Annotated in this window: 24 protein-coding genes and 2 riboswitches; of the genes, 9 read left to right on the forward strand and 15 right to left on the reverse strand. The window is 48.6% G+C overall.

Annotated elements, in window-relative coordinates:
• Positions 1-53: 53 nt before the first annotated feature.
• Positions 54-157: riboswitch (SAM riboswitch) on the reverse strand.
• Positions 158-406: 249 nt separating this feature from the next.
• A riboswitch (SAM riboswitch) is annotated at positions 407-508 on the forward strand.
• A gap of 67 nt (positions 509-575) precedes the next feature.
• Positions 576-1,334, forward strand: coding sequence for an alpha/beta hydrolase (locus KNQ09_RS11220; protein WP_244290067.1), 759 nt, complete (start codon positions 576-578; stop codon positions 1,332-1,334).
• A gap of 72 nt (positions 1,335-1,406) precedes the next feature.
• Here KNQ09_RS11220 and KNQ09_RS11225 read toward each other — a convergent pair whose 3' ends face one another.
• Complete coding sequence (locus KNQ09_RS11225; RefSeq protein WP_029342777.1) at positions 1,407-2,021, reverse strand: thymidine kinase; 615 nt, start codon at positions 2,019-2,021, stop codon at positions 1,407-1,409.
• A gap of 183 nt (positions 2,022-2,204) precedes the next feature.
• Here KNQ09_RS11225 and KNQ09_RS11230 point away from each other — a divergent pair, with 183 nt between their 5' ends.
• Positions 2,205-2,855, forward strand: a complete 651-nt coding sequence (locus KNQ09_RS11230; protein WP_195864340.1) for a DedA family protein — start codon at positions 2,205-2,207, stop codon at positions 2,853-2,855.
• A gap of 36 nt (positions 2,856-2,891) precedes the next feature.
• On the opposite strand, the gene KNQ09_RS11235 is transcribed toward KNQ09_RS11230, so the two are convergent.
• Positions 2,892-3,137 carry a type B 50S ribosomal protein L31 gene (locus KNQ09_RS11235; protein ID WP_023469546.1) on the reverse strand — a complete coding sequence of 82 codons (246 nt, stop codon included), beginning with the start codon at positions 3,135-3,137 and terminating at the stop codon, positions 2,892-2,894.
• Between the two features lie 91 nt (positions 3,138-3,228).
• Complete coding sequence (rho, locus tag KNQ09_RS11240; protein ID WP_214771749.1) at positions 3,229-4,602, reverse strand: transcription termination factor Rho; 1,374 nt, start codon at positions 4,600-4,602, stop codon at positions 3,229-3,231.
• A 355-nt stretch (positions 4,603-4,957) separates the two neighbouring features.
• Here rho and KNQ09_RS11245 point away from each other — a divergent pair, with 355 nt between their 5' ends.
• Together KNQ09_RS11245 and KNQ09_RS11250 are read left to right on the forward strand one after the other, a co-directional pair.
• Complete coding sequence (locus tag KNQ09_RS11245; protein ID WP_058704154.1) at positions 4,958-5,635, forward strand: C40 family peptidase; 678 nt, start codon at positions 4,958-4,960, stop codon at positions 5,633-5,635.
• 71 nt (positions 5,636-5,706) lie between these two features.
• Entirely contained in the window at positions 5,707-6,474 is a 768-nt protein-coding gene (locus tag KNQ09_RS11250; RefSeq protein WP_214858469.1) for an SDR family NAD(P)-dependent oxidoreductase, read from the forward strand.
• 273 nt (positions 6,475-6,747) lie between these two features.
• Here KNQ09_RS11250 and glpX read toward each other — a convergent pair whose 3' ends face one another.
• From glpX to KNQ09_RS11275, 5 genes are all read right to left on the reverse strand, one after another.
• On the reverse strand, positions 6,748-7,713 hold the full coding sequence (glpX, locus tag KNQ09_RS11255) for a class II fructose-bisphosphatase (RefSeq protein WP_064299220.1): 966 nt from the start codon (positions 7,711-7,713) through the stop codon (positions 6,748-6,750).
• A 32-nt stretch (positions 7,714-7,745) separates the two neighbouring features.
• Positions 7,746-8,993 (reverse strand): UDP-N-acetylglucosamine 1-carboxyvinyltransferase, encoded by a 1,248-nt coding sequence (gene murA, locus KNQ09_RS11260; RefSeq protein WP_214858471.1) that lies wholly within the window; start codon positions 8,991-8,993, stop codon positions 7,746-7,748.
• 28 nt (positions 8,994-9,021) lie between these two features.
• The gene (fsa, locus tag KNQ09_RS11265) at positions 9,022-9,669 is read right to left on the reverse strand and encodes a fructose-6-phosphate aldolase (RefSeq protein ID WP_023469552.1); all 648 of its coding nucleotides are present in this window, start codon (positions 9,667-9,669) and stop codon (positions 9,022-9,024) included.
• Between the two features lie 154 nt (positions 9,670-9,823).
• Positions 9,824-10,678, reverse strand: coding sequence for a class II fructose-1,6-bisphosphate aldolase (gene fba / locus KNQ09_RS11270; RefSeq protein WP_058704156.1), 855 nt, complete (start codon positions 10,676-10,678; stop codon positions 9,824-9,826).
• A 132-nt stretch (positions 10,679-10,810) separates the two neighbouring features.
• Entirely contained in the window at positions 10,811-11,185 is a 375-nt protein-coding gene (locus KNQ09_RS11275; RefSeq protein WP_035395791.1) for a response regulator, read from the reverse strand.
• Positions 11,186-11,279: 94 nt separating this feature from the next.
• On the opposite strand from KNQ09_RS11275, the gene KNQ09_RS11280 reads away from it, so the two are divergent.
• Positions 11,280-11,789, forward strand: a complete 510-nt coding sequence (locus tag KNQ09_RS11280; protein WP_035395788.1) for a DUF2529 family protein — start codon at positions 11,280-11,282, stop codon at positions 11,787-11,789.
• Positions 11,790-12,273: 484 nt separating this feature from the next.
• Here KNQ09_RS11280 and KNQ09_RS11285 read toward each other — a convergent pair whose 3' ends face one another.
• The 7 genes from KNQ09_RS11285 to rpoE all read right to left on the reverse strand — a co-directional run bounded on the left by KNQ09_RS11285 (position 12,274) and on the right by rpoE (position 19,062).
• The gene (locus tag KNQ09_RS11285; protein WP_214858474.1) at positions 12,274-13,596 is read right to left on the reverse strand and encodes a PTS sugar transporter subunit IIC; all 1,323 of its coding nucleotides are present in this window, start codon (positions 13,594-13,596) and stop codon (positions 12,274-12,276) included.
• 12 nt (positions 13,597-13,608) lie between these two features.
• Positions 13,609-15,015, reverse strand: a complete 1,407-nt coding sequence (locus tag KNQ09_RS11290) for a GH1 family beta-glucosidase (protein WP_214858476.1) — start codon at positions 15,013-15,015, stop codon at positions 13,609-13,611.
• A gap of 12 nt (positions 15,016-15,027) precedes the next feature.
• Positions 15,028-15,336 carry a PTS sugar transporter subunit IIB gene (locus KNQ09_RS11295; protein ID WP_023469558.1) on the reverse strand — a complete coding sequence of 103 codons (309 nt, stop codon included), beginning with the start codon at positions 15,334-15,336 and terminating at the stop codon, positions 15,028-15,030.
• Positions 15,333-15,680 carry a PTS lactose/cellobiose transporter subunit IIA gene (locus tag KNQ09_RS11300; protein WP_064299217.1) on the reverse strand — a complete coding sequence of 116 codons (348 nt, stop codon included), beginning with the start codon at positions 15,678-15,680 and terminating at the stop codon, positions 15,333-15,335. Before KNQ09_RS11300 ends, KNQ09_RS11295 begins: the two co-directional genes overlap by 4 nt.
• A gap of 151 nt (positions 15,681-15,831) precedes the next feature.
• Complete coding sequence (locus KNQ09_RS11305) at positions 15,832-16,539, reverse strand: GntR family transcriptional regulator (protein WP_023469560.1); 708 nt, start codon at positions 16,537-16,539, stop codon at positions 15,832-15,834.
• A gap of 132 nt (positions 16,540-16,671) precedes the next feature.
• Positions 16,672-18,267, reverse strand: coding sequence for a CTP synthase (locus KNQ09_RS11310; protein ID WP_023469561.1), 1,596 nt, complete (start codon positions 18,265-18,267; stop codon positions 16,672-16,674).
• 270 nt (positions 18,268-18,537) lie between these two features.
• Positions 18,538-19,062 (reverse strand): DNA-directed RNA polymerase subunit delta, encoded by a 525-nt coding sequence (rpoE, locus tag KNQ09_RS11315; RefSeq protein ID WP_023469562.1) that lies wholly within the window; start codon positions 19,060-19,062, stop codon positions 18,538-18,540.
• Positions 19,063-19,232: 170 nt separating this feature from the next.
• Between rpoE and KNQ09_RS11320 the strand changes: the two genes are divergently transcribed.
• The 4 genes from KNQ09_RS11320 to KNQ09_RS11335 all read left to right on the forward strand — a co-directional run bounded on the left by KNQ09_RS11320 (position 19,233) and on the right by KNQ09_RS11335 (position 21,025).
• On the forward strand, positions 19,233-19,676 hold the full coding sequence (locus tag KNQ09_RS11320) for a GNAT family N-acetyltransferase (RefSeq protein ID WP_058264510.1): 444 nt from the start codon (positions 19,233-19,235) through the stop codon (positions 19,674-19,676).
• Positions 19,677-19,721: 45 nt separating this feature from the next.
• Positions 19,722-20,039, forward strand: coding sequence for an ArsR/SmtB family transcription factor (locus KNQ09_RS11325; protein ID WP_023469564.1), 318 nt, complete (start codon positions 19,722-19,724; stop codon positions 20,037-20,039).
• 65 nt (positions 20,040-20,104) lie between these two features.
• Complete coding sequence (locus KNQ09_RS11330) at positions 20,105-20,533, forward strand: DMT family transporter (RefSeq protein WP_214858478.1); 429 nt, start codon at positions 20,105-20,107, stop codon at positions 20,531-20,533.
• A gap of 12 nt (positions 20,534-20,545) precedes the next feature.
• On the forward strand, positions 20,546-21,025 hold the full coding sequence (locus KNQ09_RS11335; protein WP_064299216.1) for a DMT family transporter: 480 nt from the start codon (positions 20,546-20,548) through the stop codon (positions 21,023-21,025).
• The last annotated feature ends 352 nt before the right edge of the window (positions 21,026-21,377 follow it).

Raw genomic sequence — 21,377 nt, forward strand, 5'->3', positions numbered from 1 at the left:
CCTTCTTGAGAAACAAGAAGAGACCTGGATCCGCACAGTGGCAGAATCCACTCTACTCATCTCTCAGACATCTGTCTGATGGAATTGGCACAGTGCTCATAATGAGTCTGTTGCCGAGGTTTCGTAGGGCCAGTCCCTCCACCTCTCTGGATAAGTATTGCGGTATGAAATTCGTATGTGTGTTGTTGCGTTGTTGCTTATGTCGTAAAACTAATTTTTACATTACGGGTCGAAACTTTAAAAGTCAACCAACTTTGCAAAAATAATCCATTTGGCGCATATCGACGGATGAACAAGTTATGAGTTAGCTTACTCAACGGATCATGATTCGTCAAGAAAGATTTGACAAGTCATTTTTGGTCGTGCTACCATCGTTTCAATGATTATTCCGACAATTCCAATATGATATTTATCAAGAGTGAACGAGAGACCTGGCTCTATGACTTCACGGCAACCTGCAATCTGTAAGGTGCTCCGACCAGCAAAGCGCGGCTTTGGATGATACGGTGAAAAACTCGTGGGCGTCCAAGCAGTGACGTCGACGAGTTTTTTTCATGAATGGAGGAAAAATAGTAATGATGAACTATCCTGTATTGACTGGTGCTGAAGCGTTTTATTTTCAAGGGGGATCGATCGGCATTCTAATCTGTCATGGTTTTAACGCCACACCGCAAAGTGTCCGCGACGTCGGTGAGGCATTCGCTGCTGAAGGTTTTACCGTCTATGCCCCGCGCTTACGTGGACATGGAACGAATGTCCGCGAGTTTGAACAATCGACTGCTCGATGTTGGAAGCAAAGCCTGAAAGACGGCTATGAACGTTTACAAGAAACATGCGATCAAGTCTTCGTCATCGGTCAATCGATGGGTGCGACGCTTGCACTGTCACTCGCCGCTGACGGCATTCCGTTCGCCGGCATTATTACGATCAATGCCGCACTCTCCGTTCCATCCTATGAAGCACTTTCGTTCGAGGACGGTCCAGAGTATTTACCAGAAGGGGCACCGGACATCAAACGGTCTGCTTTCGAAATCATCTATGACCTCGTTCCAAGTCGTTGTGCGTTCGAACTCGTCCGTCTGATGGATGAGACGAAAGGACGCCTCGGATCGATCCTTCTGCCGACATTAATTCTCTACTCGGCGACCGATCACGTCGTCCCGCCGTCGAGCTCGGATTATCTGCATCAGCACATCGGAACGAATGATAAACGAAGCTACTGTTTACTGAACTCGTACCACGTCGCGACCCTCGATCATGATCAGGATTTGATCGTTCGTGAGACGATCCGTTTTATCGAACGCTCAAGCCGGTTCTCACAGGAAACGGGATAATAAAAAAACAGCTATTCACTTAGAAGCGAATAGCTGTTACATCAAAGGACGACCGCGACCGGTTCGTCTTTTTTAATTTTCTTGGTGCTGCACCGATTGGAGCGGCTTCGGTTTTCCAGGCACCTCATGGCAATGGCGGCACCGTGGCTCATATGATTCTGAAGCGCCAACTAGGATGATCGGATCATCGTAGTTCGCTGGTTTTCCATCAATCAACCGTTGTGTCCGGGAAGCCGGATCACCACATGAAAGACAGATGGCTTGTAGCTTCGTTACGAATTCTGCGCGCGCCAGTAATTCCGGCATCTTGCCAAATGGCTCTGCCCGGAAATCTTGATCAAGGCCTGCACAAATGACGCGTTTTCCGTCTTGTGCAAGTGCTTCGATGACTTGTACGATCTCATCATCAAAGAATTGAACTTCATCGATTCCAACGATTTGTGTTTCCTCTGCTACTGCTGCGTAGAGATCACGACTCGTCGCCATCGGAATCGCCACGACGGAGTTGCCGATATGAGAGACGACATGCTCTTCATGGTACCGGTCGTCGATTGCCGGCTTGAATACTTGAACGGGCAGTTTGCCGTACTGCGCCCGTCTGACACGACGAATCAACTCTTCCGATTTCCCGGAAAACATACTGCCACAAATTACTTCGATCCAGCCGTACTGATTTATTACATGCATCATCGTCCGACACCGTCCTCTAAAAATAGTCACTTTAACGAGTATAGCCCGAAACGGTATCGAGAAAAAGGGTTGACTTCCGGAAATCAAAATTCATTTTTTCTTTACCTAGAATTTTTGTCCTTTCATTCCAACCGTCCCCTATTTCCTGTACACTGAAGAAGAAGACTCTCACGAAAGAAGGTGTCCCCGATTCATCATCTCTTACATGACATCCTGCACCAATATGGTGCCCTTGGTCTCTCCGTCCTTCTCGCAGGTGGTATCGTGGGATTGCCGGTTCCTGATGAGACCCTGCTCGTCCTGTCCGGTTTTTGGATGCATCAAGGCAATCTACCACTCGTCGGTACGATTCTCGCCGCTTACGCCGGCAGTTGTATCGGGATGACGATCAGCTATTTACTCGGATTAAAACTCGGTATGCCACTACTACACCGCGTCGGACCGAAAATGCGTATCTCAGAAAAACATATTCTTTCCGCTGAAGCCGGATTTCGTCGTTACGGAAAATCGGTCCTAATCATCGGTTACTACATACCTGGTCTCCGCCAACTCTCTGCCTTTTTTGCAGGTGTCTCGAAAATGCCGTTTCGCGTGTTTGCGAGTTATGCGTATACAGGTGCGTTGATTTGGATCAGCGTGTTCTTAGGCGCCGGCTACTTTGTCGGTCGTCATCTCTCGTTCCACAAAGTCGTGGACTATATCTTGGCACATCCGGAAGTCATGCCGTATTTAATCGGGATTGCCGGTGGAATCGCCTTCTCCTTCGTCTTGAAGACGTATCTCGCGTATCGTTCACAATTCAGTCTATACAAAAACAGCCTGCTTCCATAATGGAGGCAGGCTGTTTTTTTAAGAACCGACAAGTGATTACTTGCGGCCGTATTTTTTGTTGAAGCGATCGACACGACCATCTGCCGCGTTGAACTTTTGACGACCTGTGTAGAATGGGTGCGAGTCTGAAGACACATCCACACGGATGAGTGGGTACTCGTTACCATCTTCCCAAGTGATCGTTTCGTTCGAAGAACGAGTAGAACCGCTTAAGAATTTGTACTCAGTCGTTGAATCCATAAATACTACTTTGTTGTAGTTAGGGTGAATTCCTTGTTTCATGGTTGATTTCTCTCCTTCCGCCCTGGTTCATTTGCTGAGCCAGAGTAAGTTACCTTCCTATACTAAACGATTTTTTTACGCGTCGCAATAGTTATTTTTCCGTCGTCGTTTCCTTCTTGACGGTACGCGGTTTAGCCGGTGCGCGTCGGACCGTCTTCTTCTTTTCTTTCTCGAGTTCAACGAAAAATTCTTCATTATTTTTCGTATCGCGAATCTTACGCAGGAACGTATCGACGAACTCGTTCGACTCATTCATCGTCCGGCGAATCGTCCAAAGCGCATCGAGTTGCTCTTTCGGAAGCAACAGTTCTTCCTTCCGTGTACCGGACTTCCGAATGTCGATCGCTGGGAAGATTCGACGTTCTGATAACTTACGATCGAGATGCAACTCCATGTTACCCGTCCCTTTGAACTCCTCATAGATGACGTCATCCATGCGTGATCCTGTCTCAACGAGTGCTGTCGCAAGAATCGTTAAACTACCACCGTGTTCGATGTTTCGCGCTGCCCCAAAGAACCGTTTTGGCTTATGGAACGCAGCCGGGTCAATTCCCCCTGAGAGCGTCCGACCGCTTTGCGGTACCGTTAAGTTATAGGCCCGTGTTAGACGTGTGATCGAATCCATCAAGATGACGACATCCTTCTTGTGTTCGACGAGTCGCATCGCCCGCTCGAGGACAAGCTCAGAAATCCGGACGTGGTTGTCTGGTGTTTCGTCAAACGTCGAGCTGACAACATCTGCTCCCGGAACCGAGCGCTCAATATCTGTTACTTCCTCAGGTCGCTCATCAATCAAGAGAATGATCAGTTCGACATCCGGATGATTCTCCTGAATCGAGTTTGCGATTTCTTTGAGGAGTGATGTCTTCCCTGCTTTTGGTGGTGCGACGATCAAACCACGTTGACCAAACCCAACCGGTGCGATCATATCCATGACACGCACAGATAGATGGCGTGGTTCTGTCTCAAGTCGCATTAGACGATCCGGATAGATCGGTGTCAGTGCCGGGAAGAATAAACGGTTACGGGCAGTATCCGGTGCTTCACCGTTGACGGCTTCCACGCTAAGTAATCCTTGGAACCGTTCGTTTTCCTTCGGTGGACGGACTTTACCTGTGACGACATCACCATTACGTAGATTAAAGCGCCGGATTTGAGATGCTGCGATATAAATATCTTCAGAGGATTGGGAATAATTGATAGGACGAAGGAAGCCAAAGCCACCATCGTTTTGCATTTGTGGGTTGCCAGGGATGACTTCGAGTACCCCTTCGAGGAAATAAAGACCAGTCGATTCAGCCTGTGCTTTTAAAATCTTGAACATCAACTCGCGTTTACGGGCTTCCCGGTATTGTGGGACATTCTTCGTCTTTGCGATTTCATAGAGTTCTTTTAATGTCAGTTGGCTCAATTGAGCCAGTGTATAGGAACGTTCTGGTTTATCTTTTTTATCAGTTGTTGGCATGTTCTTCACCTATTCTTTATAAATTCAACTGCATTCAGCATACTTCCATACATACATCAGGAGGTATGTAATTTTATTCGTGAACTAAAGGTATCATATTTTTTTGAATTCGTCGTTAACAATCCTCTGCGTTTCTTACTTTGTAATATTCAAGGATATTATTTCAGTTATGTTACAAAAGCATCTGTTTTGTCTTCTAACTGAAAAAACGTTTTCAAGTGTGCTCGTGCTAAGATATTCCTGCAGACAAAATTCTTACACAGTTGTAAGGTAGACTGCTTAACCAAACACTTAATGATTTCATCATATAACTTACGGACGCAACACACTACATTTAAACGGAGGAATTCTTAACATGAAACGTTTTCTAGCATCGATCGCGACGGCAGCCTTAGTGGTTTCAGGTTTTACATCAGTGGGTACAGGTAAAGTTGAAGCAGCGACAGTCACGAAAGTCAAGATCACGGACAACGGTCTTCGTGTTCGGACAGCACCTTCTACGAAAGCAAGCATCGTTGGGAAAGTCAACGCTGGTCAAGTCTTTACATACAAAGGCAAATCAGGCAGCTGGACAAAAATCTCATACGGCGGTAAAACACGCTATGTCTACTCACAGTACACAAAGACATACAAATCATCTTCTAGCGCTAAAAAATCAACAAGCTCTTCTTCTAAACGGACGAAAATCCTGAACGAAGCAGCAAAACATAAAGGTACACCTTATGTATGGGGTGGAACAACGACTCGTGGATTCGACTGCTCTGGTTTCACAAGCTACGTGTACAAGAAAGCGGCTGGCAAAACATTGCCACGTACGTCTTCTTCACAATATTCTTCTTCTAAGAAAGTCAGCGTTTCAAAAGTACAACCAGGAGATCTTGTCTTCTTCTCACACGGTAGCGGCATTCAGCACGTTGGGATCGCAACAAGCAAGTCAAGCATGGTCAACTCAGAAACAGGTGGCGTTAAATACTCAAGCTTCAAATCAGGGTACTGGGGTTCACGCCTTGTCGGCGCAGGATCTTACCTTTAATTCATCATCTCAAAGCGGTTGAGCATTGGCTCGATCGCTTTTTTTCATCTCATTCATAAGGAGGAAATAGGATGCATGTCTTAATTACAGGTGCTTCAAGAGGTCTCGGTCGTGAATTCGCTTATCTCCATGCTCGTCAAGGGGATCACGTTCTGCTCGTCGGACGTGATGCTACGGCACTCTTCGAAACGAAATTCCATGTCGAGCGACTCGGTGGAACAGCAACCGTCTTCCCTTACGATTTAACGCAGTATACGCATCGATTGGCACTGTTTCGGGCAACGGAACAGATTCCGGTCGATTGCGTCATCAATAACGCTGGAATTGGTGTCTTCGGTTCTTTCCTTGAGACCTCGTTTAAAGATGAGTCCAATATGATTGCCTTGAACATCGAGGCATTAACACATGTGACGAAGGTCTATGCCTCACGGATGAAAGAACAGGGAATCAAAGGACGTATCGTCCATCTCGCATCAACGGCTGCATTCGAAGGCGGTCCATGGCTCAGTGTCTACTACGCGACGAAAGCCTATGTCCTTCATTTCTCGGAAGGCTTGACGGAAGAGCTCGCACCAGACGGGATTCAAGTGAGCGTCGTCTGTCCGGGTGCGACACATACCGGATTTGAATCGGCAGCAAACCTCGAACAATCACGCTTGTTCTTGCGACCTGGTGTCATGGATGCCCCGACAGTCGCGCGTATCGCCTACCGCGGCTATATGAAGGGAAAAACGTTCATCGTGCCTGGCTTCGGGAATGCCTGGTATATCTTTTCGACGCGTTTTCTACCGCGTCGGTACGTCACCCGACAAGCAGGAGAAGTCCAGCGTCCGCGGTAATCGTCAAATAATGATTTATTTATCACTCAACGTTCATATCCTCCCTTTCCTCAGGCGGGAGGTAAGCCGCGACATCTCGCAACTTGTGCGAAATGCCGGGTCTTCCCTTCCCCTGACGGAAACGTTAGCACGTTTCCTTTTCCTGTAGGAGTTTAGGATGAACGTCTTGTTTCCTAGAAACATATCAAAAAAGAGTTGGCGTTCCGGAAATCATCCGCAACGCCAACTCTTTTTATGTGGATCCAGACGTCCTGTTTGAGGAGTCGTCTTGTTTTACTTAATGACAAGCTTCGGTTTCTTTTTGAACGAGTGGATACCCTCAACAAAACGAACCGTTCCTGATTTCGCACGCATGACGACAGAGTGCGTCTGACCGCCTTGCGCCGTGAACTGGACACCTTTCATCAACTCGCTGTCCGTGACCCCTGTCGCAGCAAAGATACAGTCATCTCCTGCGACGAGATCATCCATCATGAGGATCTTCGACGGATCTTCGATGCCCATCTTCTTACAACGCTCGATCTCAGCCTCGTCTGCTGGTAACAAGCGTCCTTGGAGTTCACCACCGAGACATTTCAAGGCAACGGCAGCAAGAACGCCTTCCGGTGCCCCACCTGAACCGAGCAAGATATCAATCCCTGTATGCGGGAACGCCGTGTTGATCGCACCAGCAACGTCACCGTCACCGATCAAGCGAATCCGTGCCCCTGTTGCCCGAATTCGTTGAATGATTTCTTCGTGACGTTCCCGATCCAGGATCGAGACGACGACGTCTTCGATTTCTTTGTTCTTCGCCTTCGCGACGGCTGCGATGTTTTCTTCGATCGTCGCATCCAGACTGATATGACCCGCCGCTTCCGGACCAACTGCGATCTTATCCATGTACATGTCCGGTGCATGGAGTAAATCTCCTGCATCCGCGACCGCGAGGACAGCAAGTGCGCCCCATGTTCCTTTTGCGACGATGTTCGTTCCTTCAAGCGGATCGACAGCGACGTCGAGTCGTGGTCCATACCCATTTCCTAGCTTTTCCCCAATGTAAAGCATCGGTGCTTCATCCATCTCGCCTTCCCCGATGACGACGGTTCCTTTCATCGGAATCGTATCGAAGACGTCACGCATTGCGCTTGTTGCCGCATCATCCGCTTCGTTCTTCAATCCTTTTCCCATCCAACGCGCAGAGGCAAGCGCCGCTGCCTCCGTGACGCGTACAAGTTCCATTGATAGACTTCTCTCCATGTGTATGTCCCCTCTCCCTTGTTACAAATCGGTCAAATCGTTTCACGCCATACGAGGGCGCCTAGCTCCTTCAACTTCTGATCAAATCGTTCGTAACTCTGGTCAAGCACTTCTGCGTGGTGCAACGTCGTCTCCCCTGAAGCGAGAAGTCCCGCCAAGACAAGTGCTGCGCCACCGCGTGGGTCCGGTGCCTCGATTTCCGTACCAAGTAAGGTTTCTCCACCACGAATGATGATTGAGGCGTCTTCATGCGTGATTCGAGCGTTCAAGCGTCGTAACTCCTGCACGTGCCGGAAACGTTGCGGGTACAACTTATCGACGACGATACTCGCTCCCTTCGCTTGCAACAACGCTGCCGAGATGACAGGCTGTAAGTCGCTCGGGAATCCACCGTAGTGGAAGACACGAATATCGACCGGCTTCGCCTCCTGAAACGTCGCCGTGACGGAATCATCCGTTGCTTCGATCAACGCACCGTACCGTTCGAGTTTTTGGATGACGCTCTCGAGATGAAGCGGAATGACGTTATCGACGGTGACGCGTCCAAGTGCCGCCCCCATCGTCAAGAACGTTCCTGCCTCCATGCGGTCTGGAATCAAGGTATGCCGGCAACCACTTAGTTGCGATACGCCCTTGATTCGAATCTCGTCCGTTCCTGCCCCTTTGACGCTTGCCCCCATGTTCGTCAACATCGTACTGACGTCGATGACTTCCGGGTCATAGGCAGCGTTTTCGATGACAGTCGTTCCTTCAGCGAAGACAGCGACGAGTAACGCACTGATCGTCGCTCCGAAAGACGGGAGATCGAGGTAAATCCGGTTGCCGACGAGACGATCGACGCGCATGTAATGGACGCCTTGCTCGTTACGTACAGAGACACCGAGCCGCTCTAGTGCTTTGATGTGTAAATCGATCGGTCGTGGTCCGATGGCATAACCTCCAGGCAGACCGACGACTCCTTGTTTGAATCTGGCTGCCAGAACGCTCATGAGGTAGATCGATCCGCGTAACTTGCGCGTCTCCGCACCAGTCAACGGCATCGATTCGACCCGACTTGGATCAATCGTCACCATATCGCCTTGACGTGTCACGACCGCGCCGAGCGTCTCCAAAATCTCGATCATCGTCGCGACGTCGCCAATCTCCGGCACGCCTTCAAAAACGACCGTCTGATCCGTCAGGAGGGCTGCAGCAAGACACGGGATGGCGCTTTGCTTCGAACCACTGATTGATACGGTTCCTTCTAGGCGTTGTTGCCCTACGATATGCAAAATGTCCACGTTCCATCAACCTTTCTCTTCGCTACGATTATTGCTGCGTTTTTTCCCAGTCGGCGAGGAACTTTTCAATCCCTTGCGTCGTGAGTGGGTGGTGTGTGAGTGACTCGATGACCGAGAATGGAATCGTCGCGATGTCTGCGCCCGCAAGAGCAGCGTTCGTCACGTGAACCGGATTCCGGACCGACGCCGCGATGATTTGAGTCGGAATATCATGTACGACGAAAATTTGAGCAATCGTCTCGACGAGCCCCATTCCATCTTGTCCGATATCGTCTAGACGACCGAGGAATGGTGATACGTATGTCGCACCAGCACGGGCTGCGAGCAATGCTTGGTTCGGGTTGAAGATCAACGTGACGTTCGTCGTGATCTTCTCTTTTGAAAGTGCTGCGACCGCTTCGAGTCCGGCCGGAGTCATTGGAACCTTAACCGTAATGTTCGGTGCGATCTGGGCAAGTTCCTTCCCTTCACGAATCATTCCTTCTGCATCAAGCGCGATGACTTCAGCGCTGACAGAGACGTCCCCGACGATTTCACAAATTTCACGAAGTCGTGTATGGAAATCGACGCCTTCCTTAGCGACGAGTGACGGATTCGTCGTGACACCATCTAAAATCCCCATTTTATGTGCTTTCTTGATGTCCTCTACGTTTGCTGTGTCAATGAAAAATCTCATCTTTCTCGTTCCCCTTTCATCCCTTGAAATCGCTTACGACTCTATTATAGGTTTTTTTCACGAGAAGTCCTACTGTTTTCCATTGAAGAGACTTTGACATGATATGAAAAAAGCACGGTAGACCGAAGTCTACCGCACTTTAAAGAGGAGTCGATTAAGCTTTGTTGCTTGAACCGAACTCACGCATCTTACCGATGACAGTTTGTTTGATTGCTTCACGACCTGGTGCGATGAATACGCGTGGGTCATATGCTTCTGGTTTCTCAGCCAACACTTCACGAACGACTTTCGCGAATGAGATTTGGTTCTCTGTGTTAACGTTGATTTTTGAAGTTCCGAGTGAGATCGCTTTTTCGATATCGTGTGTCGGAATTCCAGTTCCACCGTGAAGAACGAGTGGGAGGTTTGTAGCGTCACGGATTTCTTCCATCTCTTTGAATCCGAGGTTTGGTTCACCTTTGTATGGTCCGTGAACAGAACCGAGTGCAGGAGCAAGCGTGTCGATTCCAGTTTCTTTGACGATGCGTACACACTCGTCAAGTTTCGCGTACATGACATCACCGATGACGTCGTCTTCTTGTCCGCCAACTGTACCAACTTCCGCTTCTACTGAAACGCCTTTAGCGTGAGCGTATTCAACAACTGCTTTTGTTGTTTCGATGTTTGTGTCGATCGGGCTGTGTGAATCATCGATCATGACAGATGTAAATCCAGCGTCGATCGCTTCTTTACATTTTTCAACGCTCGAACCGTGGTCGAGGTGGATTGCAACTGGAACTGTGATTTTCATGTCGTGTACGAGACCTTCAACCATTTTCACGACAGTGTAGAATCCGCCCATGTGGCGTGCTGCACCTTCAGATACTCCAAGGATGACTGGTGACTGCTCTTCTTGAGCCGCACCGAGAATCGCTTGTGTCCACTCGAGGTTGTTGATGTTGAATTGACCTACTGCATACTTACCTTCGAGAGCTTTGTTTAACATGTCTGTCATAGATACTAATGGCATAATGACATCCTCCTCTGTTTTGATCGCTGCTTACACGAACTCGTGCAATTTCAGACTGATTATAACATACTGATTCATCGGAACGTACAGCATTTCGCTCGGTTTTTTGGTTTGTGACGGCGACGTGAAGGATTAACCGCTTACATCGTGAGAAATTTGCACAGTCACTTCTTTTTTTAATTCAAAGATGTCAAATGGCTTCCCGAAGAAGGCGACGACCCCTAATCGTTTCGCTTCTTCCATCGCTTCTTTTTCACCGAGTGCCGTCATTAAGATCGTCCGGACACGTCGTCCGATCCGGTCCTGATGACGCAATACCTCGATCCCGGTCCGCCCCGGCATATTGACATCCATCAACAATAGATCGTATGCCGTTTCCTGTAAGTAGACGATCGCTTCCTCTCCATCGACGGCGACGTCCGTTTCATACCCTTCTGCCCGGAACAATTGTGCAAGCAAGTTCCGGATTCCCGGCTCATCCTCGACGATCAACAATCTGCCTTTCATCTTTGCCACTCCCCCTCTAGTTATTTCCATTCTACACTAAAGCAAAACTTGCTTTATACTGTCCTTGAGAGAAACATAGAAAGGATGAAGAAAAATGATGAAAATCTTAGCTACACAGTTCAACGGAAAATTGCAAACGCTCGCAAAACAGGAAGACGAACTATTCGATGTCGTCCGTCTACTCGCACAGGCGCTCGTCGGAGAAGGTACGGTCTATGTCGACGCTTATGGTGAATGTGAAGGACTCTATCCGATGCTCTCAGAAGGACCGGACCAGATGAAACGCGTTACGAAGATCAAGGATCGAAAGACCTTGCATGCTGTCGATCGTGTCTTGATCTTCACGCCGGATACGGAGCGCTCGGATCTCCTCGCTTCTCTTGCTCGTTACGACGCATGGCATACGCCTTATGCGATCGTCACACTCAGTGACGTGACGGAAACGCTCGAGCGTTCGATTGCTCCGCTCGCATTGAAGTTCAATAAAGGACTGCTTCCGGCAGAGGACGGTTCACGTCACGGACTGCCAAGTCTTGCCCTTTGCGCGTTCCTCTTGACGCATATCTTGACGCAACTACAAGAGATGACGGAAGAGTGGGATTGACGTTTTTCTTCTATAATATAAAGCTCACGGATACGTGTCTGCGTCTAACTAAGCTTACGATCTTCATTGAATCAAAGCGAAACCGTTCATGACCGTTATACAAAAAGGACTGACTCAAAAAATGACGTGTCTTTTCACGCCCTTTCCTCAGGCGAGACACAAGCCCGTTTTCCCGCTCCATTCGAGCAGGAAACCGGGCTTGTTTGTCTCTGACAGCGCAAAATTGCGCTTATTTCTGCAGGAGTGGCGTGTAACGCGTCATCCTTTTGATACTCGGAAGAAGGATCAGAGAAGTGTTTTGTTCACTCGACATCGCTTCTTAGGGAAAAACAAGCAAGAGCGACCCTGCAGCAAAGCGGCGCGGTGCTTGTTCCAGGAAAACGACGCAAGAAGAACAAAAAAAAGCGCAATCTTTCTCGTTAGAGAAAAATTGCACTTTGTCTTCAGTCTCAAAGGAAGCACCATTCGCGCTTCCTTTTTTTGATCATGCCGAAGCATGTTCTTCTTGTGCTTTTAGTTCTTCACCGTAAGACAGCTGATCCTGCATGCGGACGAACGGTAGATAGATTGCGACCGACATCGCAATCGTCGCTAGCTGGAGCAAGGCACCCTGCCAGCCGCTGATCAAGAAGCCAGAGATGACGGGTGGTGTCGTCCATGGTACTTGAAGCGCATTAAATGGCTCGACCCAACCCCATAGGATCGAGAAGTAGACCATGAAGGATGCAATCGCTGGTACGATGACGAACGGAACGAACATGATCGGGTTGAAGACGATCGGCATCCCGAAGATGACCGGTTCGTTGATGTTGAACAAACTTGGCGCAAGTGATAGCTTCCCGAGCTGCTTCAAGTGAGCCGAGCGGGCGACGATCAACGTCGCGATGATGAAGCCGACCGTAATTCCTGTTCCGCCGAGTTTCGTAAAGACATCGAGGAACTGAATCGTAACGATCTTCGCGTTGTCACCGACGACAAGTTCTTTCCCGGAGTCGATGATCGCTTGGTTTTGCAAAGCATTCGCTGTCAGCAACGGTCCCATGATTCCCATGATGATCGCTGCGCCGTGAATCCCGCACCACCACATGACAGACATCAAGATCATGATCAAGACCGCTCCTGCGAGCGTATCCGTCAAGTTCTGAATCGGTGCTTGCAAGACGTCGTAGACGACTTCCGTGAACGTCCGGTCAGCGAATGCTTGGAAGATGGCAAACGTGACGACAGACAACGTGATGATTGCAAGTCCCGGAATAAGTGCCGAGAACGAGTTCGAAACGCCCGGTGGTACACCGTCTGGCATCTTGATTCGGATGCCTCGCTTGATGAATTGCGAGTAGATGAAACCGACGACGAGTCCGACGACGATCGAGGCAAGGACCCCTTGTCCGCCCGTCCATACTTTCGGTACGACACCCGTGACGACTTCCCCTGACTTCGACAAAACGGATGATTGTGTGATGATCAAGAAGGCGATGATTCCGAGAATCCCGGCTGGAACCCCTTCGATCTTCTCGTTTTTCACATAGGAGTAGGCAATACCGAAGACACCAATCAATGCGAGGATATCAAACGTCGCACCGACGACCTGAGTCAGCGGTAATGTCCAGTCGGCACCGAATAGGCCCGTCATGAACTTCTCCCAGCCTGGGATTGGTAACGCGAGAATCAGTAGGAATAACGAGCCGATGATCGTCATCGGCATCGTTAAGATGAAGCCGTCCTTGATCGCAAGGACAGGCTTGGCGTTCGCGAATCGTGCGAAGGCAGGAGTGACTTTTTCAAATACGGTTTCTAATCGGTTCATTCCGACTCCTCCTTATAGTTCAGCAGCACGTGTCGCGATGATTTCCTGGTACCAATGGAACGACTGTTTCTTCTTCCGTGCCAGACCATTCGCATGATCGACATAGATGAATCCGTACTGCTTTTTATATCCGTTCAACCAGCTGAGTAGATCGATGACGGACCATGCATAATAACCAGAGACATTGATGCCCTCTTCGACAGCACGCTTGACGGCGCGAAGATGACTTTCGATGTACTCGATTCGTGGTGTATCCATGATTTCTTCGCCGACGATCGGATCCTCGTCACCGAGACCGTTCTCCGTGATGTAGATTTTGATATCGCCGTATCGTGCTTGGAGCATCCGCATTCCTTCAAGGAAGGCATCCGGTGCGATTTCCCAGCCCCACTTCGTGTAGACTTTATCGTCCATCAAGACTGTCTTGTAGACGCCGTCGAACGACGGGTTTCCAGGACGTCCGGTTGAATTTTCGCGACCACCTGCCATGACGAGCGCCGAATCATTCTTCATGACACGTTGTGGACAATAGTAGTTCAGTCCGATGAAGTCGTTCAGCGGTGCTGTCCGTTTCAAGAGATCGAGCTCTTCTTCTGTCCATTCCGGTAACAAGCCCTGCTTTTCTAAATCCTTCACGACATACACTGGGTACTCACCTTTTAGAATCGGATCATAGAACCAGTGTGTCGCGTATTCATTCGCATGTACTTCGGCTTGTTTGTTCTCTGGCGCTTCATCGATGCTGAACGCTGGGTTGAAGACGTGCGTGATGCCGATTTCTCCTTCATATCCCGCTTCCTTGAACACTTCGACTGCGCGAGCGTGAGCGACGAAAACGTTGTGCGTCGTTTGGAAGTACGCTTTTGCATCGCCTGTGATGCCGGGTGGGTGTGCGCCCGTCAAGTAGCCGAGCGAACAGAAGATGACCGTCTCGTTGAAGGTGATCCAGTTGCGGACACGATCGCCGAACGCTTCGAAACAAGTCTTCGCAAAACGCACGAAGGCATCTGCTGTTTCAGGACTACGCCAGCCGCCTTGTTCTTCAAGGACTTGTGGTAAATCCCAGTGATAAAGTGTCACGAACGGGATGATCCCGTGCTTAAGGCACTCATCGATCACGTTGTTATAGAACTCAAGTCCTTTTTCATTCACTTCACCTGCACCGTTCGGGAAGATGCGTGGCCATGAGATCGAGAAGCGATACGATTCAAGACCCATCTCGGCCATCAGACCGATATCTTCTTTGTAACGGTGGTAATGATCGATTGCGACATCCCCGTTCGTCGCTTCAAACGTCTTTCCAGGAATCTTCGAGAAGACATCCCAGTTCGAGACGCCTTTTCCGTCTACGTTCCAAGCACCCTCTACTTGATAAGAAGCAGAAGCAGCGCCGAATAGAAAATCTTTTGGCATTTTCATCATCTTCACCTCTTATTTGTTTGCGAGTTTGATTGCTTGGTCGAGTACTTTCGTTCCGTTCATCATGCCGTAATCGATCGTGTTGATGACATCGATTGGCACACCTTTTGGTTCACAAATCTGTTTTCCTTTTGCGAGAAGGTATTTCACCTGTGGTCCGAGGAGAGCAACGTCGAGTTCGTTGACGTATGTTTCCATCTCTGATTCCGGATATGCTGCGATGTCCGCTTCTAAGCCGCGCTCCGAGGCAACCGCTTTCATTTTTTCTACTAACATACTCGTCGACATACCTGCCGCACAAAAGAGTCCGATTTTCATCATTTTTGATCCATTCCCTTCAATTGGTTGATTTCGTTTTGCATGTTCATCATATATCCGAGCATTTCCTTGACGAGGATCGTGTTCATAAGGTGATCCTGCGCGTGTACCATCAGAACGCCAACCGTCGCTGTCTTGCCTTGTGCTTCGAGTGTGACGAATTTCGTCTGAATGCTATGGGCATCCTTGAGTGTCGCGTCACCTGCTGCAACAGCAGCTTGTGCCTCTTCAACTTTGCCTTCTTGCATCAGTAACATTGCTTGGTGGTAGCTTGCTTTGGCGTCGCCCGACAAGGCGATCAATCCAAAAATATCTTCCGGGGTAATTTCAATTGTTTCAGAAGTCATGCTGTCTCTCCTTTGTTGTATGGATAACTTAAATTCATAGGTACAAATTCCACAGTTCGATAATAGCATGCGCTTTCATAACGTGTAAACCCTTTCTTTTTAAAAAATTTAAATAAAAAAACACACGAAATTCGCTTCGTGTGTTTCCTTCTTATTTAATATTCGAGACCTTCAGCATCTTCACGTGGCGGAAATGATGCGTCGCTCGCGAGACGTCGAAGATTTTCCCATTCGTCAAATAGACTGTATTGTCGACGAGTAAGGATGGATCGTTCTCTTTTAATCCAAGCAACTCGGCGTCACTGCTATTCAAGTAATCGGCATAGATGACGCGATCCGCAAATCCGATCGACAGATTTTGATCATTGCGTAAATACGTGTAGATCGATTTTTGAACGATATTCTCATCGAGATACATGACGAGATTTTTCCGGAAATAGGACGCTTCGATCGAAAACGGGTGATCATCGACGAGACGCAGTCGTTTGACGTAATAGACCGGTGTACCGACCGGACATTTCATGCGTTCCGCGACTTCTTCGTCTGCCTTCGTCTGTTCGAAAGCGAGAACGCGCGTCTCGACCTTCCGTCCGCTGAAGTCGCTCGTCAATCCTTGTAGCTTTTCGAGATTGACGTAATCACTCTTATAATGATCGCGGACGAAGACACCGCTCCCTTGTACTTGGTAAACGTATCCTTTATTGACGAGAATCTCGATCGCCTTCCGGATCGTGTTCCGGCTGACATCGAATTTTTGGGCGTATTCGTCTTCCGTCAACAGTTTGTTCGTATGTTGATAGACGTGCTCATTGATCTCGATCTCGATTTGTTCAGCGACATGTTTATACTTCGGAATCAATGATATTCCCCCCTCTATCTAAAATTTGTAGGAATGAATCCGCTACCATTATAGCAGATATGTATTTTGACGATAGGAATAAATGAAAATAAACCCGTCTTCTTGAAGAAGACAGGTTTATTTGGATACAACTTACTCACCGAGTGATGCTTGGATGAAGTCATGGAAGAGCGCTTGTGGACGTTCTGGACGTGAGATCAATTCTGGGTGGAACTGACACGCGACGAACCATTTGTGTTCTGGAATCTCAATGATCTCAACGAGACGACCGTCTGGGCTCGTACCTGAGAAGACCATGCCGTTTGCTTCGAACTGCTCGCGGAATTCGTTACCGAACTCATAACGGTGACGGTGACGTTCGTAGACGAGCTCGCTTGAATACGCGGCACGTGCTTTCGTTCCGTCTTCGAGTTTACATGGGTAAAGTCCGAGACGGAGCGTACCACCGAGATCCTCGATGTCTTTTTGTTCTGGCAACAAGTCGATGATCGGGTATGGTGTCGCTGGGTCGATTTCCGCTGAGTGTGCGCCTTCAAGGTTGAGGACGTTACGTGCGAATTCGACTGTCGCGAGTTGCATCCCGAGACAGATACCGAAGAACGGTACGTTGTTTTCACGGGCGAAACGTGTCGCTTCGATTTTTCCTTCGATGCCGCGTTCTCCGAATCCACCAGGAACGAGGATACCGTCTGCCGAACCAAGCAATTCGTTGACGTTTTCACGCGTCACGTCTTCTGCGTTGATCCAGTCGATTTCGATGTCACTGTTGAAGGCAAACCCAGCATGTTTCAATGCTTCTGCGACCGAGATGTACGCATCACGCAATTCGACGTATTTCCCGACGAGTGCAATCTTCGTCGTCTTCTCGAGGTGTGTCACTGTGTGGACGAGTTGTTTCCAAGCCGTCATGTCGGCAGCTGGTGTATCGAACTTGAAGTAGTCACAGACGAGTTGGTCCATGCCTTGACGTTGCAAGTTGAGTGGTACTTCATAGAGTGTCGATGCATCTTGTGCTTCGATGACTGCTTCTGGACGTGTGTCACAGAAGAGAGCAATTTTATCTTTCATCTCTTGTGGGACTGGGTGCTCCGCACGTAAGACGATGATATCTGGTTGAATACCGTAGCTACGGAGTTCTTTGACACTGTGTTGTGTCGGTTTCGTCTTGAGCTCACCTGCCGCTGCAAGATACGGAACGAGGGTACAGTGAACGTACATGACGTTTTCTTTCCCGATATCGTTTTTCACCTGACGAATGGCTTCGATGAACGGAAGCGATTCGATATCCCCTACTGTTCCACCAATCTCTGTGATGACGACGTCAGCGCCCGTTTCTTTTCCAGCACGGAAGACGCGATCCTTGATTTCGTTCGTGATGTGCGGAATGACTTGGACCGTTCCACCGTTGTAGTCGCCACGGCGTTCCTTCTTGAGGATCGTCGAGTAGATACGTCCAGACGTGACGTTCGCGTTCTGGCTCAAGTTGATGTCGATGAAACGCTCGTAGTGACCAAGGTCAAGGTCTGTCTCTGCGCCATCATCCGTAACGAACACTTCCCCGTGTTGATACGGGCTCATCGTACCTGGGTCGATGTTGATGTACGGGTCGAATTTTTGGATCGTGACATTGAGGCCACGGTTTTTCAAGAGACGAGCGAGCGATGCAGCGGTGATCCCTTTACCGAGTGACGATACGACGCCACCTGTTACGAAAATATACTTTGTCATGTTAAATCTTGCTCCCTTCTCTAATTCACATCTCAACAATACAGAGGTGGTAAAAACAAAAAAGCAAAAGTGCCCCCATTGGAATAGGAGACACTTTTGCTGAAATAAGCACGTTGCTTAAAGAAGCCCATGACTAACTTACGTCATTCAGAAAACTTCGTCAAGCCTAATTTTTCAAAGAAAAATTTCCGTGCTCGTTCGTCAGCCGTCAACGAAAAAACTGCCATTTCTATAGGGAAATAGCAGCTGTACAGTTGTGGTTGATCGTGCTTAGACTTCCTCTTCTTCTTCGAAGTCTTCTAAGTCTTCTTCATCGAGATCGTCATCGAGATCATCGATGGCTGCGACTTTTTTGAACGTATCATCGTCTTCGCTGTCATCAGCTGAATCATAGTCCGCTGTCTTCGCGAATGTATCGAGATCGTCTTCGATCGTCTCGAACTCGTCTTCTTCTGCATCATAGTTGAACTCTTCTTCAAACTCATCGAGTTCTCCACGTTGACGCGCTTCGATGACGAGATCCTCATCTGACTTATCGAACGGATACCAAGCGCGGAGTGACCAACGGTTTGCTCCGACGTTGACGAAGTTTCCGTCGATATTCATGTCTGTATAGAGTTGAGCAAGTTTCTCGAACTTGTCTTCTTCATCTGTAAACGTATGGTACTTTTCGATTTCTGACGTGATGTCATCGAACGTGATTGGCTGTTCGCCAGCTTCTTGCAACATTTCGTTGACGAATTCGATCAGCGAAAGATCAGTAATCTCTTCTTTACTTAAACGGCTGAGGCTCATTGTGACGGCCACTTCCTTTCATTTGCGTTCAATCCATTACTTCTCATTATACGCAAAACAGCTTTTAAAAATCCAGTCTCTATTTAAAAAAAGCTCGAATTGATTCTCGATTCGTGTTTTTCCTACTCCCGAAAAAGGAATATCCAAGGGAGAAGAAGGAGGAATGACAGATGGAGATGACAATCGAACGGGTCAACGATTTTGATGACTTCAATTGGTTACCAATCTTATCAAAGAGTACACAGGAAGGCTATCCCTTCATCGAACGGATGCTACGTGAACGCCGAAATGAAACGTATCGAGAAGACGGAGAAGCAATGTTCGTCGTTTTGTCGCTCTCCGGTCACGTCATTGCGTGCGGGGGGTATATGAAACAAACCGACACGAACGACGTCGGTCGGATTCGTCATGTCTATGTCTTACCGGAAATGCGACATCACGGTGTCGGTACGCAACTGCTTGAGAAAATCATCCCAGAAGCGCTGTTGACGTATTCCGAGCTCTGGCTCTATACGGACGATGCCAGTACATTTTATGAACGATTTGGTTTTGAGCCGTATACGGCAACTAAGGTGACACATCGACTTTTAAAGCATGCATTCGTCCAACCTTAAGTGTCTTGGATTGACATATCGAGAATCATCGATTAGTTTAAGCGTATGACAAATCAAGTGGATCTATTCAAGGCATTATCAAACGAGGTACGTCTTGATATCTTACGCTGGCTCAAGGATCCCGAGACTCATTTCAATAAGCCGACGGCCCATCTCGCGACGAATCTGTCGGACAAGGGAGGCATTTGCGTCGGAGATATCCAAGAGAAGGCGAACTTATCTCAATCGACCGTCTCTCAATATCTTGCGATGTTGCAAAAAGTCGGATTGCTCGAATCCGAACGTCACGGCAAATGGACGTATTACCGGCGAAATGAAGAAAAAATCCAGGAGCTCGCAGCGTACCTTAAAGGAGAACTTTGATCCGTTCTCCTTGCCTTACATATCGACATTTCTCGATATTTAGATTCGTGAAAGGATGAATTCTGTTGAAAATCGTGTATTACGTACTCGCGTTACTTGCGGGTATCGCTTTAAGTGTCGAAGGGGCCATCTATGGTGAACTCGGGAACTTCGTCGGAAAACTCGAAAGTAGCTTTTATAATTTCTTCGCCGGTACGATCATCATCGGGCTGATCGTCCTCTTCTTCGGAAAAGGTTCACTCGGCTATACATTCCGCGCACCGAAATGGACCTTGCTCGGTGGTCTACTCGGTAGTATCTACTTGACGATCTTGATCATCAGCATCCCGCTCGTCGGTGTCGGTCTCGCCATGATCAGTGTCATCATCGGACAAATGACCGCCAGCATGGTCATCGAACATTACGGCTGGCTCGGTAGCCCGAAACATCCGATCAATCGTGACAAGCTGACGGCTTCTGCTTTGATGCTCGTCGCTCTATTTCTTATCTTTTAAGGAGGTTCGCTCGTGAATATTCTATTACTCGGTTTTACATTACTCGGCGGCGTGATGCTGAGCGCCCAGTCCTCGATCAACGGTGCCTTCAGTCAAAAGGCAGGGGCTCTGGAAAGTACGTTCCTGACGTTCTTCACCGGAATGCTGATTCTCGCACTCGCCATCTTGTTCTTTGGTCAAGGGAACGTCTTGCTCTTGCTTGAAGCACCACGTTGGCAACTGAGCGCCGTCTTGTTCGGCGTCAGTTATCTCTTCCTGACGATTCTTGCTGTCCCGCAAATCGGTGTCACGGCAGCTAGTATCGCGACCGTCATCGGTCAACTCGCAGCAGGTATGGTCATTGATCACATCGGTGCGTTCGGTGGCGTCGTCGTTCCGCTCGATGGAAAACGTCTGCTTGGTCTGCTTGCGATGCTGACTGCGCTTTACTTCGTCTATCGCGGGAACACACGTAAAGACGTGTCCGCTTCATCTGATTCGATCGCATCGTGACGATTGTCCTCACGATTCGTTCACGCGCTTTCCTCAGGCGAGACACAAACCAGTCTCGACTGTCAGTGACAGCCGACCCGGGTCTTGTTTGTCTCTGACAGCGCAAAATCTTGCGCTTTTTCCTGTAGGAGTCGCGTGAACAACGTAAGTCCGACTGTTTCTCATGATCTATCAAATAGAACATAAAAAAACCGAAATGCTGAAGTGGATCTACTTCAGCATTTCGGTTTTTTCGTGTCGAACGATCCGTTGATGAACGTGCAAGACGAAGACTCCTGCGGGAAAAGCGGAATGGGTGAGACCCCGTAGGCGCGAATGCGGCGAGGAGGCTCGCCTTCCGCCCGCGGAAAGC

The sequence above is a fragment of the Exiguobacterium sp. s191 genome, from assembly GCF_018618955.1.
Taxonomy (GTDB): Bacteria; Bacillota; Bacilli; order Exiguobacteriales; family Exiguobacteriaceae; genus Exiguobacterium_A; species Exiguobacterium_A abrahamii.

Coding starts and splice junctions, on each gene's coding strand:
- KNQ09_RS11220 (WP_244290067.1), top strand. CDS start 576: ATGATGAACTATCCTGTATTGACTGGTGCTGAAGCGTTTTATTTTCAA.
- KNQ09_RS11225 (WP_029342777.1), bottom strand. CDS start 2,021: ATGCATGTAATAAATCAGTACGGCTGGATCGAAGTAATTTGTGGCAGT.
- KNQ09_RS11235 (WP_023469546.1), bottom strand. CDS start 3,137: ATGAAACAAGGAATTCACCCTAACTACAACAAAGTAGTATTTATGGAT.
- rho (WP_214771749.1), bottom strand. CDS start 4,602: ATGCCAACAACTGATAAAAAAGATAAACCAGAACGTTCCTATACACTG.
- KNQ09_RS11245 (WP_058704154.1), top strand. CDS start 4,958: ATGAAACGTTTTCTAGCATCGATCGCGACGGCAGCCTTAGTGGTTTCA.
- KNQ09_RS11250 (WP_214858469.1), top strand. CDS start 5,707: ATGCATGTCTTAATTACAGGTGCTTCAAGAGGTCTCGGTCGTGAATTC.
- glpX (WP_064299220.1), bottom strand. CDS start 7,713: ATGGAGAGAAGTCTATCAATGGAACTTGTACGCGTCACGGAGGCAGCG.
- fsa (WP_023469552.1), bottom strand. CDS start 9,669: ATGAGATTTTTCATTGACACAGCAAACGTAGAGGACATCAAGAAAGCA.
- fba (WP_058704156.1), bottom strand. CDS start 10,678: ATGCCATTAGTATCTATGACAGACATGTTAAACAAAGCTCTCGAAGGT.
- KNQ09_RS11275 (WP_035395791.1), bottom strand. CDS start 11,185: ATGAAAGGCAGATTGTTGATCGTCGAGGATGAGCCGGGAATCCGGAAC.
- KNQ09_RS11280 (WP_035395788.1), top strand. CDS start 11,280: ATGATGAAAATCTTAGCTACACAGTTCAACGGAAAATTGCAAACGCTC.
- KNQ09_RS11285 (WP_214858474.1), bottom strand. CDS start 13,596: ATGAACCGATTAGAAACCGTATTTGAAAAAGTCACTCCTGCCTTCGCA.
- KNQ09_RS11290 (WP_214858476.1), bottom strand. CDS start 15,015: ATGAAAATGCCAAAAGATTTTCTATTCGGCGCTGCTTCTGCTTCTTAT.
- KNQ09_RS11295 (WP_023469558.1), bottom strand. CDS start 15,336: ATGATGAAAATCGGACTCTTTTGTGCGGCAGGTATGTCGACGAGTATG.
- KNQ09_RS11300 (WP_064299217.1), bottom strand. CDS start 15,680: ATGACTTCTGAAACAATTGAAATTACCCCGGAAGATATTTTTGGATTG.
- KNQ09_RS11310 (WP_023469561.1), bottom strand. CDS start 18,267: ATGACAAAGTATATTTTCGTAACAGGTGGCGTCGTATCGTCACTCGGT.
- rpoE (WP_023469562.1), bottom strand. CDS start 19,062: ATGAGCCTCAGCCGTTTAAGTAAAGAAGAGATTACTGATCTTTCGCTG.
- KNQ09_RS11320 (WP_058264510.1), top strand. CDS start 19,233: ATGGAGATGACAATCGAACGGGTCAACGATTTTGATGACTTCAATTGG.
- KNQ09_RS11325 (WP_023469564.1), top strand. CDS start 19,722: ATGACAAATCAAGTGGATCTATTCAAGGCATTATCAAACGAGGTACGT.